We start from the raw sequence: 23,713 nt of genomic DNA, 5'->3' as shown, positions 1-23,713 counted from the left end.
TAATCTCCTTCTACCATTAGTTCATACTAACTATTCAATCAATCTTTGTTCCACCAGCTGTTAAACTTTAAGCAAGGTGCTTCTGCAATAGTAGGAAGGCAATGGCAATTGGTATACATGACTGCGTGGTCAGCCTCTTTCTTACAATTAGATCCTCTCAATCTTAAATTCAAATTCCATGTCTTGATCAGCCGGAACTAAGTGTTCTTTATGAACTGGTGCTCCCCAGCTGTCATCACCGCCAACCCCCATCTGCTTCCCTGCTACGGTTACAACAGAATAATGAACTTTTGGCAGCTCATAAACATGGTTTGCATGCTCAAGTTCAAAGGCTGTATACGGAGAAACATTACATTCAACCGGGGCGGAAACAGACGAAATCCTGATTCCCTGACCATTATCGTTAGTAACATCCAATCGGCGGATACCAGTCCGGTTTCCTGATTCTTGCGGCATTACATAGCCCGATACATTATCAGCCACTGTATTCTTAAAAGTTCCAAGCCTTGCCCCCTTAGCACGGTCTACGTAATTTTCTTCAGGTCCCATTGCATACCATTCCAATTGCTGATAATCGGCTGGCACCTTAAAGGATAGGGCAAAAATCGGAATTTGCGGCAAATTCGCTGCACCTTTGTATACTGACTTCACACGGACACTTCCATCTGGACTAACCGTATAAGTCGTTTTTACCTCAATCTGGTCATGAATCGAGAATTTATAAGTAAAAGCAACGCTAACCTGTCTCTTGTTCTCTTCCACTTCCATATGGACACATTTCCTTGCTAGGCTCGCCGCATACCATATTCCCGAATCAAAACTTTGCGAAAAGCCTCGGTCATTGTCTGTCGTCGCTCTCCAGAATAAAGGTGCTGGTGGAAGGGCTATCATTTCTTTCCCTGCAAAATTTAGGGATACCAGACTTCCTTGAGCCTTAGAGAACATGACCGTAAAATCTCTCCCATGTACGCCAATATTAACATCACCGTGTGCCACTCGCAGCTCACCATTTACTGGGGGCAACACTTTCCTGCCCTTTGCATACACATATTGTCCAAACGCAATCTCAAATCCAGCTTCTGCCCAAAGCGTACTTTTCTTCAGCTTTAATGAGGTTTGAATCGAATACTCACCAGGTGTAGAATCAATATCCAGAGGCCCAGTAAATTCAAAACGTTTCACGCTCTGTGGTTCAACTGCAGCAATGAGAGTGGTCTGGTACAATTCTTTCCCTTCAAAGGAAATGGAATATTCCAACACATAGTCTTCTGTATTAGTGAACAAGCTCTCATTCTTAACCAATACTCCATTTTGGTCCGGTTCTAACTTGAAGTTTTGATATAAAAATTTTACTTCCTGCATCTTTGGCGAAAGTTCTCGGTTAGCATAGACGATTCCGTTTGTACAGAAGCCGTAATCCGTTGGACGGTCATCAAAATCACCGCCGTAGGCAAGGTATTCGTTCCCGTAACGATCTTTCTTATAAATAGATTGATCAATATAATCCCATATAAATCCGCCTTGATACATTGGATACTTTTGCTCTAAGTCCGTATATTTGTACATGCCGCCAAGTGAATTTCCCATCGCGTGTATGTATTCACAGCTGATGTATGGTTTTTCAGGGTTTTCGGTTAAATATTTTTCAATTTCATCAGGCTTGGCGTACATGCGGCTTTCCATATCACTCGTATCATTATAGGTACGATTACGGGTAACCCCCTCATAATGCACAAGCCGGCTTGGATCTGCCTTGCGGAAATAGTTGCTGACATTGAGGATTACTTCACCCGCATATGATTCATTCCCGCAGGACCAAATCAAGATGGACGGGTGATTCTTATCCCGTTCGACCATTGAGATTGCCCGGTCCATAACAATATCCTGCCATTCTAGCTTATTGCCCGGAATGTTCCAGGACGGCTCGACTTCGCCCAGCTTTTGCCATGATCCATGAGTTTCCAGATTCATTTCATCGATCACATAGATTCCATATTCATCGCATAGTTCGTACCAATAGGTCTGGTTGGGATAATGGGACGTCCTTATCGCGTTAATGTTATGGCACTTTAGGGTTTTAATATCCCAAAGCATGTCCTCTTTTGTTATTGCACGACCGCTGCGTGGATTAAACTCATGACGGTTTACGCCTTTAAATACCACTCTCTTCCCGTTGAGGCGCATAATTTTATTGACAAGCTCAAATCTTCTAAAGCCAACTTTCTGAGGAACAACCTCTACCAAACTATCAGACTCGTTATAAACTTGAATCATGAGTTTGTACAAGTACGGGGTCTCCGCGCTCCATAACTCAGGGTTTTCAACCGGCAAAGTAATTGACCACTTATCTTCGATTTGTGTCCCATTAGCCGCTGCCACAAGATTACCATGGGTATCGAGTAATTCTGCTGTAATTTTTGCAGAAATATGACCTTGAAGTTTAAGATTGGCATGGAGGTTGCCTTTTGTAAAAGTTGCATCGAGTTCCGGCTGGACATGTAAATCGGAAACATGAATTTCCGGGACCGTATAGAGGTAAACATCACGGAAAATCCCTGAAAACCTCCAAAAATCCTGGTCTTCCAGCCAGCTTCCCGTACTTCGCTGGTAAACCTCAACCGCAAGCTTATTCTCTCCCTCAACTAAATACGGGGTAAGCTCAAACTCTGCAGGTGTAAAGGAATCTTCACTGTAGCCGACAAATTCTCCGTTCAGCCACACATAAAAAGCAGACTCCACACCTTAAAAAGAAATATAGACCGGCTTGTTATGCATATTGTCTGGCAGATTAAAATATTTTACATAGCTTCCCACTGGATTGTGATCGGTCGGGAGCTCTGGCGGTCGAATTTCATTGTGACCGTCCCATGGGTACATTGTATTAACATATTGTGGTTTCCCATAACCCTGGAGCTGAATATGCCCAGGTACGGAGATATCTCCCCAGCCAGTACAATTGAAATCTAATTTATAAAATTCTGCAGGTCGGTTTTGCGGATTTACATTGTAGCTAAACTTCCAGCTTCCATTTAAGTCATGGCGCATTTTTCTTGGAGCAAAGCGCTGTGCCTCCGCCACTGTTTCATAGTAATAGTGGTCCGAATGTGCTGGAATACGATTAACAGCAAATACATTTACATCGGATAGCCAGTCCAAGGTTGGGACAGCCTTTGTTACGTTTGAAATCGTTGTCATTTTTTATTTCACCTTCCTATTTACTATTTTCTCCTCCACTATTTCATAAACTTTCCTTAACTTCAATCAGATTTTTTCAGAATGGAAGAATCATTGGAATTTTTCTACCAAAATAGCTCCTTATATCCATTTAATCTTGCAAGACCTTCAACAAAATAGTAATCTCCGTATATCAATGGGTTATCCATGTATTTTCTTTCAGGAAAGTGACTTGTTCCATGTAGGACTAATCCTTCCTCATTTCCTGTCCAATCACCATAATTTTTATATAATGATTCAAGGATTTTTTCACCAGCTCTTTGATAAACAGGTGATTCCTCGGCTATTACTTTATCAGCCAAGAGCAGAAGACCACATGCCGCAATAGCACCAGCAGAAGAATCCTTTGGAGCATCGATATCAGCAGGCAAACGGAAATCCCAATCTGGCACAAAATCCTTCGAAAGATGAGAAATAAAGAAATGAGCCACCTTTTTGGCTGCTTCCAAATATTTTGCTTCGCCTGTATAATGAAAGCTTAATGTCAGACCATAAATCGCCCAAGCTGTTCCTCTAGACCATGCTGAATTCGGGCTATGGCCTTGCCCTCCCAACGCTTCTATTCTACTCCCGCTTTCAGGATCAAAACGGACAATATGATGAACACTACCATCACTCCGAATAAAATTTTCTAGTACCATATCGGCATGTCTTCTAGCTGTACCTTTGAATCTTGGATCACCTGTTTCTTCAGAAGCCCAATAAAGAAGCGGCAGATTCATCATGCAATCAATTATGGCTATGCCGCTATTGTCTTCACCCGCAGTCCAAGGATTCCAAGCTCTAATATAGTTTCCATTTACATTAAATCGTCCCATTAGGAGATTTGCTGCTAGAAGTGCACGACGTTTGGATTCCTGATTGCCCAAGAGCTTATAATGGGCAACACTCGTTAAGGTCCACATAAAACCCATATCATGATCTAGCCGGTAGTATTGGTGTTGGACAGCGTCCAGCTTTTCTTCACACTCTACAGCCAATTCTTTTAATGTTTCATCTTTCGTATCCCGATATACCTGCCACAGTAAACCTGGCCAAAAACCAGCAGTCCACCATTGCGGTTCCTCGAGAATATACTCCCCGTTCTCACTTGCATGAGGGAAATTCGCCCCGATTCTTTTGCTCGTTCGATTGATTTTTTGAGTAACTTGCTTCCATGCGTCATTTACCCAGTTCAGTTGTTCTGTCATCTTCTTCACCCTTCTATTCAAATTTGAAAACTAGTTTCACCCTACAAACCTTTTCTGGGTTTATTACATTAAAATCGAGGGCGATGTTATTTTCTTTTTCTCCGAAATGATTTTCAAATTCTATGGTTCTAACTTTCAGTAAAAGCTTGGTTTTGTCATATACGATTCTCATTCTTCCATGTCCTTCAAGAATGACACCTTGATCATCCTTTGTTAACGAAAGTGTGGGAATGATGAACCTTTCAATAACAGAAAAAGGTTGTTCTTTAAAAGAATAGCAATCTTCCAAAATAAGCTTCGGATGTTTCTGTTTCATCCAGGTAAACTTTCTTGAAAGTTTTTGAAGACTCTCGACTTCATACGAATTTTCAATATCGAGTTCAAAGGTTTCTACCTCTTCTCTTATTGCAATATCAAGGATCTTGGCAAACCTTAAAGGACCTTCTTTTTGAAATTGTTCATTAATAATAGGTACAGAATGTCCCTGTGAACCATTACATAAATACGAATAGCGTTTATCATTGAAGTAATCCTTAGTGTATAAACCAGATCCTAAATCCTTTAAAAATACTTCATTGTTTCCCTGCAAGATAAAATGACCGATATCGTTATGATTATGAGGCTCATCGTTATGACCTCCCTTTGCTGCGAAGGAAAAATTTCCGGCTCCCGATTGATGTCTTGAAATGAACCAAGCGGATTCTTCCGAGTAATAGGTTCCACTTTTCCATGGTTTCGGAGAAGCATTTTCATCAAACCACAGTAAATTACGGATTGCCGGAGCCCATCTGTTGCAATGATCATCTGAATACTTCGCCCGAAGCCCCTGTTCCGGTACTTCAAAATCACTGTAAATACCGCTTAAATAATGACTCAAACCTAAAAATACGGTCGCTGTAGGAAGGGCATCCGAAAAGTTTACAACCAAGCTCTGATTCAAAAAACATCTTTGTTGAAAGAGTGCAATTTGATGAACTTTTTCAAAATCAAATAGATTCAACTTTCCTGTTGTCCGTTTTTTTAGTAAATCGGCAAAATAGACAAAATAGCCAAATCCATATTGCCAGTAACCATACCCCTCAAGACAAATGCCATCCTTATTAAACCCTTTTAAATAAGAATCCATCGCTGGAAGTACCCGCTCAATTATTATGGCCAGTTCACTGGCATCTTTTATTAAGTGCAGCGCGGCTGCTCCAATCGACCCTGCACAAACAGCTGCCCAGTTATGGGTTTGGGTTTCCCACCCAAATTGTTTTTCTTGGAATGGATGGAATATCCGCCTGTATACTTCCTCGTAAATACGCTTACAAATTAGTGGACTTAAATAATCCTCAGTCAATTTTAAAATTTCGGCTAAAGTAAATGCCGTTTCTGCTGCAAACAAGTCAATTGTGTAACCTTGTGTAAATGGCTGTCTCAGAGAGTAACCTAGTTGGGCTGATGTTTCTGGGCTATTGATTAAATGTGCAGGAAGACACCAAGTATATTCATTACAAACTGACCATATTGTATTTTCCAATGCATTTAGGTACTCGATTTTTTCAGGTTCAAGAAGCACCATCATAGCAAAAGTATTTAACCTTCTTCTCTTTTGAAAATAAATCTTTTCATATTCAAGACGTGAACCAGTCTCAGCAAAAATCCTAAATAGTGAATAGGATTGGATTGGATCCCTTTCTGGCAGAAGATTGTTAGCTTCATCTCTTATTTCTTCAATAAACGTTTGATATGCAGGATTTTGAGCTGTGTTTCTCCACCATTTATTTTTTTCCTCCCCGGTTGAAAATAAAAGAGATGTTTCTGATCCTAGCAAACTCTTATAATCCGCACTAATCAAGGATTTACCCCTCCCTTACTAGGTGTAATTATTTCTTGCATTAGTTAAATTATAGAGTTTAAAAATAATCGATTAGTAGCGATTTTTTGATAACTCTTAATAAAATTTTGACTTGTTTATATTAAAAAGATCTTCTTTTTTAAAAAAAATAGTCCAGCTTTTAACTGGACTCAAATCTTAACTTACTGACTTTTTTCCGCCTCGGAACTCAATAGGAGTGACTCCAACATGGTTTTTAAATAGTTTAATAAAATAACTTTGATTATCATAGCCAAGACGTTCACAAATTTTCCCTACGGAGTCTGCTGTTTGCTCAAGCAATTCCTTAGCCCTAGAGATTTTCATCTTTGTTACGTATTCAACAAAAGTTTCACCCATCTCTTTTTTAAACAAACGGCTAAAGTAGCTTTGATTTAAAAACAGATGGCTGGCAACCTCTTCTAGGCTAATTCTCTTTTCTAGATTCTTAGAAACATAGCTGATGGCATCCAAGATTTCCTTGCGTTTTGTCTGATTATAAACTTCATTGGAGAGGTACAACATAGATTTAAAGTAATTGATTAGTAAAACTTTTAATTCACCTAGAAAATGACTCAATATAATTTCTTGGTGCAGACATTCTACATCGTGTTCTTGGCGGAATAACTGCAGAGCATGCAATTTAACCTTTAGATCTAATAATAGTTTTAATATCCACTCTTTTACCAATTCAGGAGGATACTTTGCTTCTTCAATGTGTGTAAACCAATTGCTAACAACCGGAATAATCATTCCTTCATCTTTCCTTAACAATAGATCTCTAAAGTCTGATGATGCTTCATCATATCTTGAAAAAAGATCTTTAGTGACTGGTTGAACTATCTGCCTCTTAATAATGCTTCCTGGCAGCATATAAAAACTCTGGTGTTTTGCATTGAGCAGAAGTGACAACTCCTTCCTGATGTCTGAAAGGCTTGAACAGTCACTCCCTACCATAAAGGATAATTGTATATTTAAGTAATTTTTTATAACCCTTTGAATTTTTTTCATATTTTCATTTATATCATCAAAGGCACCTGTATTGATGGATTCAGAACATGGAAAAAATACAAAGATTTCATTTGCTTCTAGAAAAAAGTGGGCTGCTTCTAATTTTGAGTCTTTAAGAAGCTCATTCATTACATTGTTAATAGAAAAAATTAAGTTATCCTCCGAGAGATAATACTCCTTAGCTAAATGAAAATCGTGAACAAATGCTAGTGTAGCTGTGTATCCTCTTTTATCTAACTGTAATCCGAGAGCACCAGCATCAATAAACCATTCTTTTTCAGAGATTTCTGATTGATAGATTGTTTGTCTGATAAATCGGCTCTTTACATTTTCTCTATTTTTATCGAGCATATGCTGTACCTGCATTTGCTCCATGGATTTCCTTTTTTGAGAATCAAGATTTTCTTTTACTTTTTTTACCACTACACATAAATCCTCGGGGTCGAACATGTCTTTGACGATATAATCCTGAACCTGGAGTTTTAAGGCTTGTTTGGCAAATTCAAATTCGGAATGGCACGACAAAATGACAACCTGTAATGCAGGATTTAACTCTTTTAAGCGTTTTGTTAATTCAATTCCATTCATTTTGGGCATACCGATATCCGTAATCAAAATATCGGGCATTTCATCCTGTGCATCTTCAAAGGCGCTTGCTCCATTTTCATATATACCTTGAAGCTTTACTCCTAATTGTTCCCACTCAATAGTTTGAGATAACAATTCTAATACTGGATAATCATCGTCAACTAGCATTACTTTGTACATTAGACCTGCCCCCCCCTTTAGGAATGGATAAAATGACTTGAGTTCCCTTGCCTATTTCACTTTTTATTTCCATTTTAAATTCCTGTCCAAAAGTCATATACATTCGTTCATACACATTTGATAATCCCAGTGATGAGAAGCCTTTTTTACTTTTGTTAATAGAATAGTCAGCGTCATTAGCTAGAGTTATCTTTCTTCGTAAATGCTTCAACGCCTCTTCATCCATACCATGACCATCATCCTCAATAACAATGATGGTCTCATTTCCTTTTACTTTCGTATTTACTTTTATTGTCCCAGCACTCTGGCTCAAGCCATGGATGATACTATTTTCTATAATTGGCTGAAGAATAAACCTTGGAATCATTACTGTATTTGCCTCTTCACTAATCGAGATTTCAACAATGACTTTTTCCTTTTGCCTCATATTCATAATATTTATAAAGTCTAGGACAATTTGAATTTCCTCATCCAAAGTAATGATTTTCTTTTCTTTGGATATGGTCATTCGCAGTAACTTTGACAAAGAACTGATCATATTGGCACTTTCTTTATCCCCTTTTACCAATACTTTCATTCTGATGGAATTAAGGACATTGAACAGAAAATGAGGATTGATTTGCGCCTGAAGCATATCAAGTTCTGCCTTTCTTTTTCTTTCCTCTGTTGCTTTAATCTCATGAATCTTTTCATTAATACGATCAAGCATTAAATCAAAAGACTTAGACAATCTTCCAACTTCATCTTTACTTCTGATATGGGAGCGAATGTTTAAATTTCCTTGTTGGACAATATCTGCAACATTGCCAAGACGGGAAATCGGCTTTGTTATCGTTCTCAAAAAATAGGTCATAAGGACAAGGAATATGGAGAAAAATATAACCTGAACGAAAATGACCTTATTAAAAATAGAGTTTACTTTATTGGTAGCTTGTTTATAAGGGACAACTGAAACTAGTTTCCAGCCTGTAAACGAAATTTTATGTTCCGCAATTAAATAGTTCTTTTTAGAAATTTGAAAAATATTGGAATAATTTTTTTCTCGAAGTTGATCTCTGTATTGAAACGATTTACCAATTTCAGAGTCATCTCTGGTTGAAATAACATGATTTGAGGAATCTAAGAGCACCATTTCTTCATGCCCCGACATATTTTTGAATATTTGGCTGACTTCATTTTCCATTGTAGTGACAATTACATAACCATAAATATGAGAATTTTCATCCCTTAATGTACGGGCAACTGAAATTTGATAGGGATTCTTGCTTTTCTCTGAACTGAACATAGTCGGCTGACTACCAATCCAGACTGACTCATATCCCTTTGTTTTATTCAATTGCTTAAACCAATCTTCATGGAATAAATCAGTTGGGTTATATTCACTACTCGAATAGTTTGTATAAGACTTACCATTTTTCAAAAGAATCGTAACGTAGGAATTACCTCCAAGTAAGGTAATATTATCAATTGTTTTGTTAATTTTACTATCATCTAAAAACATTTGATAATTCTGGTCTGGCGTTTGATCTTTAAGATTCTTTGCTTTTCTTTTTAAAAGGGTATTCATTTCAGCATCAACTTGGATAAAGTTTGTAATATACATCATATCCTCGAATTGCTTTTGAACATATTCATTTGCAATTGTCAGCTCTCTATTTGCATTCGACAACGCCTGTTCCCTGATGGTATTTTTCGTTAAATAATTATAGATAAATAGCGTCATAGTAGCAGGTATGAGCAGACAAATGAAGGATATAAAAATGACTTTAAAACGAAATGAACGAGGTGATAGTATATTATGAATCTTTTTCCTCATAATGCTCAGTCCTTTTAATCGAATTTCCTTATTATTGATTGTTATCAATAATTTCATGTATCCTTTCTTGTGATGCTTCAATCATCTGGTCAATGGTTTGTTCACCAAAGATTAATTTTTCATATTCCTCGTTAATTACCTTATAGATTTCCGCTTGATACGGAACTGGTGGAGTAAACTTCGATGATTTTGCATTCGTTAAGACATTAATAAGTGATTCTTTATCAACCAACTCGGGATTTTGGGTACCGCTAAGAATATGATCGATAATTTTTTTTAAGTCCTGATTCTTAACTTTATTCCAGGATGGAATGTTTTTCCCTTGGACAATTTGTCCTTCCGTTGTGTACCACCGAATAAAGGTGTATGCTTCTTTTTTGTGCTTGGAATTAGCAGCAACTGACATATAGTCCGTAGTTACTGGAGCATAACCGCCCTTATCAGATTTATTGTTTTTTGGGAAAGGGGCTACAGCAACATGGAAATTTAATGGAGATTGCTTTGTCCCTCCAAGCGATGTATTCATCCAGCTTCCAATAAGGATCGAACTTGCATTTTGATTTAAAAATTCATCACGGTAATTTAGCTTTTGTGAAATGACATCTGCATATGGGACAGCAGATTTATCCTCTTCCATTTTCAATCTAATTTCCAGAGACTTCTTAAATAGAGGATTATCTAAATTGGACTTCCCATCCTCTTTCAGGAATTCTGAATTATCAGACTCACTTGCAAGTGCAAGCCTCATATATTCCATCCAGCTTCCATCTTGCGGGCCATGGAAATATGTACCGTAATGACCGTCCTTTGTTAGCGCTTTCGCATACTCCATGAATTCATCCCATGTCCAGTCCTTAGGAACCTTTAGTCCAGCTGCATCCAAGTGGTCCTTATTTAATAGGACGTACCATGAATTAAATTTACCTGGGAGTGCATAATATTTACCGTTTATTTGGGTGTCTACCTTATATTCTTCCGTAACCTTATATCCATCTTCTTTGATAAATTCATCTAATGGTGCTACCATTCCCATACTTACATGCTGGGAATAACTTGCTGAATCACTGAACATGAGAACATCCATTGGTTCTCCTGAAGCAGCTGCAAGATCCAACTTCTTAATAGATTCCTGTGTGTCCCCCTTTTCACTAAGAACAACTAAGTCTATATGAATATTTGGATATTTCCTTTCAAAGGCATTGATTGTTTTCTTCCAGTTGTAGTTTGCCTCGGTTCCATGGGAATAGAATTTTAAAGTAATTTTTTTCTCCTTTATTGGTTCTGACGAAACCTTACTTCCACTACCTGAACAGCCTGTTATTAGAACCGAAAATAGTACGGTACCTATTAATAAAGACCATATATTTTTCTTCATCCTTTTCCCTCCAGGAGTTAGGCCGCCCCTAAAGAAAGCCTTTTCAAAAATACTTATCAAAATTTCCTCAACTTATAAATAATTATACTAGTTTCACAGAAAATTTGACATATTTTTTATCCTCCTAAAAAAAGGAAAAATTCAGTTCCTCGACATCCTTATAGGGCATTGTATCATTCTGCTTTTTCTATTATAAGATAAACATGAATCTTCATAATAACGTTTTTTTGATGTATCAGCTCAAATTTTTGACTTTCTTAATTACAAGACAAATAAAAAAGACGACTCATTCATTTTCTAAATATATGAGTCGCTTTCTAGTAACACAGTACTATCTCGTATTCTATTATTTATTAATCAGATCATTTGCATCGGCATTCAAAACTTTCTTAGCTTTGTCACTGCTATATTCACTTAATGCCTTATTGTTAAGTCGGTCAACAAAGTCTTGAATATGTTTAACCGCATTTTCTGGCATTTCAATATCAAGCTGGTGCTGTGCTTGATTTAGGTCATTCGTTAGCTGTGGTATCATTGGTCCGCTAATCTCTCCTTGAGAAGAAAAGCGTTCTACTAGTTGCTTCATTGAGCTGATACTAGTTGTTACAGTAAAGGTAAATGGGACCTCCGATACGATATTGCCTGCAAGATCTTCTACCGTAATCGTTGCGGTGAAGCTTCCTGGTCTCCCCGCCAAGTCTATTTCCTCGCTCTCGGTGTTAGGATCTAAAGAATAGGTTTTGCCATCGAGGTTGATTGTTGCAGTAGCAATTCCAGATAGATCATCCTGTACTTTAAAGGTAAGCGGCAAATAGTCGTCAAAGCTTTCTCCATCCTTAAGATCCTTACCATTAACGGATACTTCAAATTGTGGCTTTGATTTATCAATTATAATCGTCTGCTGCTTTACCTCTTCGATATTTCCTGCTTTGTCGATGGAACGATACTGAAGTGTAATGGTACCATCCTGATTGAGAGTAATCGGATTCCTATAAGGTGTCCAGTCCCCACTTTCACCAATTCTGTACTCAGTTCGATCGATTCCGGTCACTTTATCTTCTCCGTTCAGCGTCACAGTAACATCAGAATTGTACCAATTATTTTTTTCTTTTCCATTCACCTCTGCAGAAGTAACGGGTGCCGTATGATCTACTAATTGATCCAGCACTTCAATAGCATCAATCGTATACGAACCGCTGACTGTCTGAACCTGAATAGTATGCTTGCCATAGTCCAAACCTTCTACAAAATAAGAAGTTGCACGGTCGCCCGTTGCGGAAATACTATAATTTTTTTCCACTTCTTTTCCGTCAATAGAAACATTAATCTTAGCTGCTCCAGTGTTACCTACAAGATTGATTCCTGTTCCAGTAAATGAATAGTTCATGATGCTGCCAGCAGAACTTACGGAATTTGTTCTATTAAAGTTGCCATAGCCAGTAGAAGCATTATGACTCCAGGTTCCCTGATAATGGACACTAGAATCTAAATCATCCAGTCTGCTGACATATGATGAATATCCCTCAATTGGAACAACCTTCAGGTTATCAAATTGAGTATGGTAGTAGCCGCTAGTAATACCAACTTTCCCAGACATATACTGACTTGATGTATCGGTAAATTCGGTAATCTGTTTGCCATCAACATATGCTGTTATAGTATTATCCACAACCTTAAGTGCTTCATTATGCCATTTGGTATTATCAAAACCGGCAATGGTTCCAGCTACCTTCACCGTACCGCCTTTAAGCAATTGGTAGGAGCCATCAGTAAACACCTTGAAAATATATCCTGGATTTTCTCCACCACTAGTAATTAGGTTCCGTGCAGCTACACCTGCATAGTTAGCACTTGTACCTGCAGTGTCAGTATCCAATTTGAAATCAATACTTACCTGGTAATTTGACCAGCGATCATCACCGAGCACCGTATCATTACCTGGTTTAGGATTCCACTCTCCAGTTGCGTGAGTATCTGAGTCAATTACTGCTTTTAAGGTATTATTATCCGGATTCTGCGCAACTTCAAAAGCACCGCCAATATCCGTAGTGTAACGTGGTGTATTTCCCCGGCTGGCAAGGTATCCTTGCTCGCTTTCATTTAATACAGCGGCATCTTTATAGGATGTATATTTTTCATCTTTATACTCAAAATCATCCGTATAAGGCAATGGTAATACCTTATCATTCTTGTCTGCTTGATCATCATCACGTTGATACTCTTTCTGCCCGATGGTAGTCGTAAGAGTAAGAATAGAATAAGGCTTTACGACGTAAGTAAACGAATAGCTGCCATCACCATTTGCCGTAGGTGTAATGTCATCTACATGTTTCATCCAGTTTGCATCGTATGCTTGTCCATAATCCGGACCTTTTGTTTCCCATACTTTAAGACCGCTTCCTGCTTTGTCCAAATTTTTCACCGTTACGCTATATTTACGCGGTACTGCACTGTCATTGGTGAAAATCATGGAATAATCACCGGTGTTTGGATCGGCAAGCGTCAGGTAATTATTAGTCGTATTGCTAATTGAATTGGCACCCGTTCCATCTCCAAAAGATGCACCGAGAATATATTTCCATCCAACTTGAGCAAAGTTCATAAAGTGGCGGACCATCTGAACTCCAGAATCAGAATAAGAATAACCAGACCAAGGACTGTCTGCATGAATAAGCTCCTTAGAAGAATACTGTCCACCGTCATAGAAAGAGCCTACAGCTGGCTGAAATTCATAACGGGTCATATAGGCGCTTTGAGTACTGGTTGAATAAAACATGTTTATCAAATGGTTTGCCGTATCAAGGATACCGTTTGTCCCACCCAAGCCACCTGCAGGGTTCGAGGCATTAACCCGATATTCAGAGAATGTCATCGGACCTGTTCCCTCGCTATACCACACCTCTTTATGATAGGTCTGGTTCATTAGAATACTATCAGCCGTGCCATAAGCATTATAATGCATGCTGATAACATCCACGGCATCGCGCAAAGCTTGATCATTTTTCATTAATGTAGCGATTTTAATGGTACCATTTTCGTCGGAGGCAACAATTTTAATTTTGCTATAATCATAGCGTTCATCCGTTTCACTCTTTAGGCGCTGTGAAAAATATTTTATCCAGGCCGTATCAGGTGAACCAGTTTCATTTTTATCAGGATCAATATAGTCCATTTTTATTCCATAGGTATCATACACGGCATCGATGGTGTTTTTATACCATTTGTAACGGGCTTCGTACCCAGCAGCTGTGCTCGTTTTAAATGCATCACTAACCCATTTAGGATCCGCCCAACGAAGTGCGTCTACAGTGATGTTTGGGTTAATCTTTTTTGCATCTGCAACAAGATGCCAATCTGCTCCACGGAGTACATTGGCCTTTTCATCGGCAGTACGCATTGTAGCTGGTGTTGTTTCAGTCGAAGTATTTAAATCCGCCCCCAACTCAACTTTTATATGGTTGAGCCCTGCCCCAGTAGTTGGATTAAACAGCTCATTTAAGATTTTTTCATATTTCTTAGGGTTTTCAGCCTTGTAATCAAGAAGTAAACGCGAAGTCCCATTAGCCGATACCATCCCAAACCCCTTAAAGGTATTAGCTGGATTCTGGTCTGCTTTGCTACCGTCCACAGTGATTGGGGTAGCATTAAGAGTCGCTGTGGTTACTTTAATCGATGAAGACTTATCTGATTCCCCTGCACCATTCTTTGCAGATACTTTATAGTAGTAAGTGGTATCAGGTAATACGCTGCCATCTGTAACAGTATTTGTAGTTACTTCATTAATAAGCTTATAATTACCGTTATCACTATCAGCCCTATACACATCATAAGTATCGGCTCCCGGTACTTCATTCCAGTTAAGAACTGCTGACCCGGAGCTAGCTGTACCCACTACAAGACCAGTAGGAATAGCTGGCTTTACAAGCTTAGTTGTGATCTTTGTTTCTGAGCTTTTCGCAGATTCATCTTCATTTCCATTTACAAATGACATAGCATAATAATAAGTCTTACCTGTAACTAATGATGTATCTGTAAATGTATGATCTTTCCCTGAATATACAAGAGAATAGCCACTTCCCGATGTATTCGATCTGTACAGATTATACCCTGTCGCTCCGTTAACGGCCTCCCAGCCCAGAGTCGCAGCAGTGTCTGTTATATCGGAGGCTGAAAGTACTGCTGAATTACTTATCGCCTCTGTTGTTGTACTTTTAATTGGATCAGACAAATCAGATTGTCCACCTTGTCCACCTTGTCCAACCGCTGTTATTTTGTAGTAATACGCTGTGGATGGGGCCAATCCTTTATCTATAACAGATGTGCCCGTAACATTAGATTGTACAAGATCATATGGACCTGCTGCATTTGCTGCTCTATAGACATTATACCCAGTTGCTCCAGCTGCCTCATTCCAGCTTAAATGTGTGGTAGTAGATGAGGCTGCAGCAGTAAGACCAGAAGGGGTAGTCATTCCAGATGCTGTGATTGCTGTGACCTGAATGTCATCCACATAAACAGGCTGCCATTTATCTCTTATCCCTATTTTGCCATTTTTAAAAGTACTATCCTTTGCATCGATGACAAGTGTATCCACTCCATTATTAACGGTATAACACTTGATGGAGTCGCCTGCTAAAACCATTTTAAAAGTATACCAAGTGTTAGCATTGGTGGTAAAATTGGTGCTTTGAAGTGTAGTACTTGTCCCGTTAACCACTTTGGTAAGGACCAAACTTTTATTTTGCATTTGTAAATAGTAATAATTGCTTTTATCCTGAAAGCGTGCCAAAATTCCCGGCCAAACATTTGCCGTACTAGGCGCCCTCAAGCGCATTGATACAGAATAGTCTGTCCAATTTGGACTTCCTGCACTAATAATTCCCTCGTTTGTATCCGTTTGGTTCAATACTTTATTAGTTGAGTCAGCTGGGTCAGCAGAAATCTGCCATGCACCAGAATCCACTGTCCATGTAGGATTAGTGGTATAATCACCATCCCCAAAATCATCCTGTAGAAGAGCATTGGTGATACCTGCAGTTGTCCCCGTATCTGCATATGCTGAAATGCCAGGCGGTAGAATTAAATTGGAACTAATCATAAGCGTTGCTAGAGCCGAGTAAACTTTCTTTTTTCGCTTCATCATGAACCTCCTTTTAATTAGGCACCCTTAGGAATTAAATCATATAATCGTTAAAACTAATCACTTGGTCATCTATTAACCTTGTAGCTTTTTTCTGTGAAAAATCATAATTTAATTGCAAACTTTCACCTTGAGTCGTTATGTAAGATATGACCATCTCATCACCTCCTTTTAACGCAAAACCCGCTTTAAAACTTCCCATATAGGTTTTAAAATCAACTAAGTTTTGAATATTCAGTGATTTTGATTCATTGGTGGTCAATACTTCAATGACTACCCCATTTTTATTTCCTTTACTTTTTACTAGTAAATTTCGTTCTTGTTCAATCAGTGAAATAGGATTATATAAGTGAACGGCAAAATACACGTCACCAACCTTACCATAAAGATCTTTTTCATCCATAATCCATTCGCCTTTAGGGAGATATCCGACGATAAATGGATGACTCTCCATCGGTAAATTATAAAATAGAGCACACACTACATTTTTACGGTAAAGTACTTCACTATATGGGCTTTGATGGCGACCGTCTTCCATACTTAAATCAAATCCTTCACCTGGATGAAAGAAATAAACTTGATTAATAGTGTCGTTATTTTCCACCGGCAGCGAAATATCCCACCGGTGCTGCTCATTCAAATATTCATCTGTCCGTTCCCACATTCCCCCCATAGCATATGAAGAAGTGATATAGGCATAATGATGAAGAACCTCCCATTCTTTTTTATCCTCTTCAGTAAATAAATGGATTTGCTTTTTCACCTCAACCGGTTGTTGGTGATTTAATGCTAATTCACGTATAAAAAAGGGTACTTGATAGGATAAAAACCCTGCTCCTTCCAAACGGGATATGGAGGTTGGCAGAGGAAAATCACCGAATTGGATATAGTCAATAAGGTTATTTTCATCTTTAGGGATGTCATGTGGCAAACCCCTGGAATGCGCCCCCACCCAAGCGCCTTTTAAATAAAAAGTCGACCGTTCTTGCCAAAATAAGTTCAATAAAGCGGTTAGGGTTTGCTTAATCGGTTCATCAAGAATATATTCCTGCGCAAAAGTGATCGATTGGATTCTATGCCAAACCCAAGGCAATGCACCATATTCTCTGAGACCGTACTCAGTGAGATGGTAATATAACGCTTTCAAATGATTATAACCATTAGTTTTCATCTGATTGTCGTGAAAGAATTGCCCAAACATTAGTTGAATCACAAATATTTTTGTTTCATGATGATTAAATAATTCTGGGACTCTATCTTTTAAACTACTATGGTAAATAGTAGTGAGAGCATTATTGATTTCTACGTGCAATTCTCCGGAAAACGTCCCTTTATATTTTTCGTAAAAATATAAAAGTAAACTGCCAAAGAACTCTACTGGCAACGTGTTTTTCTCTGCCTCTAAGGGTTCCGGGTAAAGATTTAAGGGCCAATGGCCAAACATAGGACTTTGAGGATTTTGATCTTGAAGTTTGATACTGTGGAGTAGCACCTTTTCTGCTAGACTTTTTGCTGCTTCCCTATCCACAGATAATGGAATACGCTCATCTTGGCTTGCCGCAAATAGATGCATAGCATAATAAAAATTATCCCGTATATCCTCAAAAAACCAGTAATGTTGCTTTAGTAATGGTAATGATAATGCCTTTTCCGCTGCCATTGAGATTACTTCAAGTTTTCTTGTTTCAAAACTCATCTGAATCTCCCTTTTTTTAGTTTTAATATTTCAATAGATATATTAGTTAAAAAACCTTTTACAAAGAATAGATTCCGCCCTCTTTGTAAAAGGCAATATTCTTTTAATCTATCTAGCCAACCAGCCGCCATCAACCGCTAAAATATGACCATTCATATAATCAGATGCTTTACTTGCAAGGAAGACAACCACACCTTGTAAGTCTGCTGGGGTTGCCCAGCGTCCGGCAGGAATACGGGAAGTAATTTCTGCCCTGCGTCTTTCATCTTCACGGATTGGTGCTGTATTAGCCGTTTCAACATATCCCGGTGCGATCGCATTAATTTGAATATTGTATTCAGCTAACTCATTGGCAAATGCCCTTGTTAAACCTGCGACTGCATGCTTACTTGCAGTATATGGCGGGACAAACTTTCCGCCTTGGAAGGATAACATGGATGCAACATTAATAATCTTCCCGCTCTTTTGTTCGACCATCACTTTTGCTGCTTCTTGGCTTAAAAAGTAAAGAGAGTTTAAGTTAAGTTCCATTACAGCATCCCAATCCTCTTGTTTATACTCAAGAAGAGGCGCACGGCGAATGGTACCTGCATTGTTTACTAAAATATCAATTCTTCCGTAAGCTTTTAAACAAGCTGAGACAATCTCTGTAATTGAATCTCGATTTGTTAGATCGGCTTGAAAAAACTCTACACTATGGCCTTCTTTTTCTATTAACTCTCTTGTTTCCTCCCAATTACGTCCATGTGTCGTAATAAAGAGGTCAGCACCAGCTTTGGCAAGAGCAACAGCATATCCTTGACCTAGTCCTGTATTACCGCCAGTTACAATTGCAACCTTACCTGCTAGTGAAAAATAGTCTAATGAAAACTGCTGCAAATCATTTTCCATGGGTATAAACCTCCCGAAATTTATCGTAATTCTTCCATTTTAATATGGTCCATATCATCATAGGTGATGTTTTCTCCACACATACCCCAAATAAAGGTGTAGTTACTAGTTGCTGTACCTGTATGGATCGACCAGCTCGGAGAAATAGCGGCTTGCTCATTTTTCATGACTAGGTGTCTAGTTTCATCAGGTTTACCCATGAAGTGGAAGACACGTGTATCTGGTTCCATATCAAAATATAGATACACTTCCATCCGCCGTTCATGAGTATGGCAAGGCATTGTATTCCAAACACTTCTAGTCGATAACATTGTTAATCCCATTTGAAGCTGACAAGATTCACAGACATTTGGATGTACATATTGATAGATTTTTCTTTCATTTAAAGTACCAGGTTCTCCAGCTTCAAGCGGTTTAATATTTTTTATATCAATTTTTACCGTTGGATATGTATGATGGGCTGGAGTGGAGTTAATATAAAACTTGGCTGGATCTTTGGGATCTTTAGACCTGAACAATACTTGTTCTGTTCCCTTACCTACATATAGGCCATCACGACGCTCCATGTCATATTCAACACCATCAAGGACAACCTCACCTGCACCACCAATATTAATGATTCCTAGTTCACGACGTTCAAGGAAGTAATTTACCCCTAGTTCTTTATCTAATTTAATCGTTAATTCTTTTTCAGCGGGTGTTACTCCACCGAAGATCATACGGTCTACATGAGTGTAGGTTAAATGAACTTTTCCTGGTTCAAAAATAGTTTCAACTAGGAAATGGTTCCTTAATTCTTCTGTTGTATATCTTTTAATTTCTTCCGGATGATTGGCATAACGTGTTTCCATTCCATTAATCTCCTTTGTCTTTTATTATTTAGTCGGTTAAATTTGATTGTTGATTTCCGCTCCAGGCGCTCAGCAAACCCGCGAGCGTGCCGGGGAGCCTCCTCGGCGCTAAAGCGTCTGTGGGGTCTCCCCAGCCCCGTACTCCCGCAGGACATTGAAATTACTTCTTTGAATCCGCCCACGCACGAAGAAAATGCGATAGCATTTTCGAGGAGTCGAGCGCCTTCCGCTCCAATCAACAGGGTATAAAAACACAATGTCGCTTAACAATGCAATATTAATAGAGCAATTGATTTACTCTAGCGAACAATTTTACCCGATTCATTTTCAGCCATGGCGATAATCTCCTCTAATGAAAAAGCATTACAGTCCCCATGAATGGTATGCTTAAGCGCGGCAGCAGCTGTTGCAAAGGAAACTATTTGTTGTGGGGCTGCTTTTTCTAGGATTCCATGCAGTATTCCCGAGGCAAAAGCATCGCCTGCACCCACACGATCCACAATGTGATTAATGTCATAGACTTTTGATTGATATAAATCTCCATCTCTATAAAAAATACCTTGTAATCGATTAGAAGAAGCTGATAGAACTTCTCGAATGGTAGAACTGAAGCATTGGATATTCGGATATTTTTCTTGTATGTTTTTATAATAATAGTGTAATCTTTCCAATTTGTTGGTTGAATCACTCGGTTCTTCCATCCCTAGTAAATAAACCGCATCTAGTTCACCGCATGAACAAATATCAACATAGGGCAGCAATTCTTGAATCGTTTCTGAAGCCTCTTTATGGGACCATAATTTGGCCCGATAATTAAAATCAAAGCTTGTCATGACACCATGTTCACGAGTCTTTTTTAGAGCATATAGTGTCATTTCCTTTAATCTTTCTGATAACGCAGGGGTAATTCCACTAATATGAAAAAGATCTGCATTAGAGAAAACCTCATCAAAATCTAACTCTAACTCTTCGAGTGTAAGCTTAGAGAAACTTGAATACTTCCGATCATAGGTTACTTGGGCACTTCTTCCCCCGACACCCGTTTCTAAATAATAGGTACCCAGGCGCTCTCCACCTTTTAATAAATAGTCAGTATGAACATTAAAGGATCGCAAATGTCTTTCCACTGCCAATCCAAGTGGATTATCCGGAACCTTACTCATGAAATAAACATCATGTCCAAAGTTGGAAAGGGCGACTGCTACATTGGATTCCGCACCGCCATAATGCATATTTAAATGATTTGTTTGGGAAAGCCTTTCTCCTAAACTAGTTGAAAACCGAAGCATTATTTCTCCAAGAGTCACAATTTTTTTCATAGACATGCCTCTCTCGCTTCTTGCACTTTTTGTACATATTGCCTAGCGTACACTGTAATCTTTTCATAATCACCCGTCTTGGCAGGAGCCGTTAAGTTACCTCCAACTCCTACAGCAATACAGCCATTTTTAATCCATCGGTGTACATTCTCGAGGTTAACTCCGCCTGTAGGCATAATATTTACTTGTGGAAGAGGTGCTTTAATCGCACAAATAATGTCTGGACCAAAGGCATTCCCTGGGAACAACTTAATAATATCGACACCAAATGTAAGTGCATGTTTCATTTCTGTAATGGTCATACATCCAGGCAAATAAGGAACCTGATATAAATTGCATAGTCTTGCCGTTTCCACATCAAAGGATGGGCTTACAATAAACTCGGCACCAGCAAGAATGGCAATCCTAGCCGTTACTGCATCAAGAACCGTTCCCGCACCAATTACGACTTTGTCATCATTACTGTATTCAGCAGCCAACTCTCGAATTACATCATCCGCACCCTGTACAGTGAATGTAACTTCTATTCCATATAATCCGCCTTTTACGCAAGCTTCTGATATATTAATCGCTTCTTCCTTTGAATCAGCTCGAACTACAGCGACTACGCCACAATCGGAAATTTTTGTTAATACAGTTACCCGATTCATCAATTCCACTCCTTTCTAACAAACATTCTTATCGACGAAAGCGTCAGTTGTTTAAATCTAATAAACTCTTAGGAATGGACACTTCATCTTGGCCAACTGATAAGATAATTTTATTTTCATCTATCGTACAGTTTGGTTCTGGAATCGTATCATCAATAAGCGTTCCATAAAATCCGTGGATTAATAAATGCTTACCTTTTTCCACTTTATCCTTTGCCGTTGGGATATACGTTTGGTCCTTCATGATATTAGAGTTTGGCTCACCGAATACAAATTCCAATTCAGATTGATGACTAAAATCAATCAAACCAACCTGATGTTCATCGTTCATCACCTTAATTTGATTGGATTCAGTCATCATTTTTTTCTGCATATGAACACCATCAATATCAAAACCAAGGGCAAAACTTCCATCTGCAAGATAAATCGTCTTATCTGATTCAATCATATGAATCCGGAAGTGGAAGGGAGTAAATGGAACAATAATACTTCTAATCCTCACGCCTTCGTATGGATTCCAATTTGTGAGTAAATACTCTTCTGTCACTTGATAGTTCGATTTTTCATAGCGCATTTTGTAGTATCTTTCCGGCTCCAAGCTGACCGCAAGAGTATTATCAAACGCACCCTGTCTTAAATTCAATTGGCCTTTTGAAACACTAAAGCCAAACACACTTGAATAAACAAACTTTTCATATTTTGCATCACAATGGGTATGTGGCTCACAATGTAACCCAGCGGTATACAATTGGACTTGTGTGTTCTTCTGATCACGTGTCACTAGAAATCTTGCCTGAGCAATTAGTTTTTTGCTAGGAAGCTCTGGTGCTTTTTCTGGAATCAACCAAAATGGATGCTCTTCAGGTAATCCTAGCAACAAAAATGACTTCAATGCCCAATATGGTGAACCGAAAGCATTGTATCCTTCAGCAAACACCTGGTTCCGATAGTAGTAACCAACCGTAAGTAAACCATCATGACTAAAAATGGATTGCTTCAGCCAATGGTTTAAGTGTTTAAGAACCAGCCATTTCATTTCGGAATACGGCAGGACTTCAATTTCGGCAAATATAGCTGCACTAAAAAACGCTACCTGTGCAAAACGATAAGTCATACTCCTACCAAATGGGACTGCTGCCCCATTGCCATCAAAGAAGCAAGCAAAGGATTGAGCAAACTCTTTTGATCGTTCCACAAAAATTCTTGCATGCTGATCCTCTTCATCCGCTGTTTTGGCGTAAACTAACCCATAAAAATGAAGGGCGAAAGGAACATAATAGTCGATTTGATCAAGATATCCGTCTACATACCATCCTTCAGAACGATAATAGGAGTGAACCAACTCCAAATCCTTCTTTAACTGTACCTCATTATAGGTAAAGCCATTTAGACGAAAACCATGATTGACCAAGATGCGGAAGAAAATCCAGTTATTCTCTGGAACCTCCCGATCATTAATTTGATTTAACCAAGCATGCAGTTGGTTTTGTTCCTTTTCATTAAAGTAACTTAGCCATTTTTCTCCACAAATGCATAAAGCTAAACCAATAACAGCCATTTCAACAAGTCGTTGATCATAATCATGGGTTTCCCCAAAATAATGTGGATGATCAGGATTGATACCTTCTTTAAGTCTTGCAATATATCTCTCAAGACCTTTATATTCTGTTCCCCCGGCAAGCAATGGAACTATCCCCCAGAGCGGACGCAACAATGCCTCAATTTGACGAGTCTTTTGGCTGTAATGCGTACCACCAGTATCAAACTTCAGACCTGGTCCCTCACCATCAAATTGGCTAATAAGTGGATCCACTAATTTTTCCAACATATCAACAAGGTCTTTTCTGCTTGTTACCTTTACTGCTTCAACATTATTCATGTTTTTCACCATCCAATAGTTACCTAAGGAAACTT

At 38.6% G+C, this 23,713-nt stretch carries 12 protein-coding genes and 1 pseudogene; all 13 read right to left on the bottom strand.

Annotation, left to right across the window (positions count from 1 at the left end; genetic code table 11):
- Positions 1-147 precede the first annotated feature (147 nt).
- Positions 148-3,195: pseudogene (gene lacZ, locus JOC76_RS18305) on the bottom strand (beta-galactosidase, LacZ type).
- 104 nt (positions 3,196-3,299) lie between these two features.
- The gene (locus JOC76_RS18300) at positions 3,300-4,424 is read right to left on the bottom strand and encodes a glycoside hydrolase family 88 protein (RefSeq protein WP_205179943.1); all 1,125 of its coding nucleotides are present in this window, start codon (positions 4,422-4,424) and stop codon (positions 3,300-3,302) included.
- Between the two features lie 13 nt (positions 4,425-4,437).
- Positions 4,438-6,264, bottom strand: coding sequence for a heparinase II/III family protein (locus JOC76_RS18295; protein ID WP_205179941.1), 1,827 nt, complete (start codon positions 6,262-6,264; stop codon positions 4,438-4,440).
- A 177-nt stretch (positions 6,265-6,441) separates the two neighbouring features.
- Positions 6,442-8,061, bottom strand: a complete 1,620-nt coding sequence (locus tag JOC76_RS18290) for a response regulator (RefSeq protein WP_205179934.1) — start codon at positions 8,059-8,061, stop codon at positions 6,442-6,444.
- Positions 8,039-9,877, bottom strand: a complete 1,839-nt coding sequence (locus JOC76_RS18285; RefSeq protein ID WP_205179932.1) for a cache domain-containing sensor histidine kinase — start codon at positions 9,875-9,877, stop codon at positions 8,039-8,041. The genes JOC76_RS18290 and JOC76_RS18285 overlap by 23 nt, the downstream gene beginning before the upstream one ends.
- Before the next feature lie 31 nt (positions 9,878-9,908).
- A complete protein-coding gene (locus JOC76_RS18280) occupies positions 9,909-11,252 on the bottom strand; it encodes an ABC transporter substrate-binding protein (RefSeq protein WP_205179931.1) in 1,344 nt (447 codons plus the stop codon).
- 346 nt (positions 11,253-11,598) lie between these two features.
- Positions 11,599-16,392, bottom strand: coding sequence for an OmpL47-type beta-barrel domain-containing protein (locus tag JOC76_RS18275; protein WP_205179929.1), 4,794 nt, complete (start codon positions 16,390-16,392; stop codon positions 11,599-11,601).
- A 34-nt stretch (positions 16,393-16,426) separates the two neighbouring features.
- Positions 16,427-18,088 (bottom strand): hypothetical protein, encoded by a 1,662-nt coding sequence (locus JOC76_RS18270; RefSeq protein ID WP_205179927.1) that lies wholly within the window; start codon positions 18,086-18,088, stop codon positions 16,427-16,429.
- Between the two features lie 108 nt (positions 18,089-18,196).
- Positions 18,197-18,979 (bottom strand): 2-dehydro-3-deoxy-D-gluconate 5-dehydrogenase KduD, encoded by a 783-nt coding sequence (kduD, locus tag JOC76_RS18265; RefSeq protein WP_205179925.1) that lies wholly within the window; start codon positions 18,977-18,979, stop codon positions 18,197-18,199.
- Positions 18,980-18,999: 20 nt separating this feature from the next.
- Complete coding sequence (kduI, locus tag JOC76_RS18260) at positions 19,000-19,830, bottom strand: 5-dehydro-4-deoxy-D-glucuronate isomerase (protein WP_239557805.1); 831 nt, start codon at positions 19,828-19,830, stop codon at positions 19,000-19,002.
- Between the two features lie 299 nt (positions 19,831-20,129).
- A complete protein-coding gene (locus JOC76_RS18255) occupies positions 20,130-21,149 on the bottom strand; it encodes a sugar kinase (RefSeq protein ID WP_205179920.1) in 1,020 nt (339 codons plus the stop codon).
- Complete coding sequence (locus JOC76_RS18250; RefSeq protein WP_205179919.1) at positions 21,146-21,799, bottom strand: bifunctional 4-hydroxy-2-oxoglutarate aldolase/2-dehydro-3-deoxy-phosphogluconate aldolase; 654 nt, start codon at positions 21,797-21,799, stop codon at positions 21,146-21,148. Before JOC76_RS18250 ends, JOC76_RS18255 begins: the two co-directional genes overlap by 4 nt.
- A 43-nt stretch (positions 21,800-21,842) precedes the next feature.
- Positions 21,843-23,678, bottom strand: a complete 1,836-nt coding sequence (locus JOC76_RS18245; protein ID WP_205179918.1) for a DUF2264 domain-containing protein — start codon at positions 23,676-23,678, stop codon at positions 21,843-21,845.
- Between the last annotated feature and the right edge of the window lie 35 nt (positions 23,679-23,713).

Origin of the sequence: Neobacillus cucumis, assembly GCF_016908975.1 — a bacterium.
In the GTDB taxonomy this organism is placed as follows: domain Bacteria; phylum Bacillota; class Bacilli; order Bacillales; family Cytobacillaceae; genus Neobacillus; species Neobacillus cucumis.
Note: the sequence above shows the minus strand (reverse complement) of the source record. Positions and strands in the feature narration are given on the sequence as shown.

What these genes read in the sequence shown, in the direction of transcription:
- JOC76_RS18300 (WP_205179943.1), bottom strand. Translation starts at nt 4,424, where the DNA reads ATGACAGAACAACTGAACTGGGTAAATGACGCATGGAAGCAAGTTACT.
- JOC76_RS18290 (WP_205179934.1), bottom strand. Translation starts at nt 8,061, where the DNA reads ATGTACAAAGTAATGCTAGTTGACGATGATTATCCAGTATTAGAATTG.
- JOC76_RS18285 (WP_205179932.1), bottom strand. Translation starts at nt 9,877, where the DNA reads ATGAGGAAAAAGATTCATAATATACTATCACCTCGTTCATTTCGTTTT.
- JOC76_RS18280 (WP_205179931.1), bottom strand. Translation starts at nt 11,252, where the DNA reads ATGAAGAAAAATATATGGTCTTTATTAATAGGTACCGTACTATTTTCG.
- JOC76_RS18275 (WP_205179929.1), bottom strand. Translation starts at nt 16,392, where the DNA reads ATGAAGCGAAAAAAGAAAGTTTACTCGGCTCTAGCAACGCTTATGATT.
- JOC76_RS18270 (WP_205179927.1), bottom strand. Translation starts at nt 18,088, where the DNA reads ATGAGTTTTGAAACAAGAAAACTTGAAGTAATCTCAATGGCAGCGGAA.
- kduD (WP_205179925.1), bottom strand. Translation starts at nt 18,979, where the DNA reads ATGGAAAATGATTTGCAGCAGTTTTCATTAGACTATTTTTCACTAGCA.
- kduI (WP_239557805.1), bottom strand. Translation starts at nt 19,830, where the DNA reads ATGGAAACACGTTATGCCAATCATCCGGAAGAAATTAAAAGATATACA.
- JOC76_RS18255 (WP_205179920.1), bottom strand. Translation starts at nt 21,149, where the DNA reads ATGAAAAAAATTGTGACTCTTGGAGAAATAATGCTTCGGTTTTCAACT.
- JOC76_RS18250 (WP_205179919.1), bottom strand. Translation starts at nt 21,799, where the DNA reads ATGAATCGGGTAACTGTATTAACAAAAATTTCCGATTGTGGCGTAGTC.
- JOC76_RS18245 (WP_205179918.1), bottom strand. Translation starts at nt 23,678, where the DNA reads ATGAATAATGTTGAAGCAGTAAAGGTAACAAGCAGAAAAGACCTTGTT.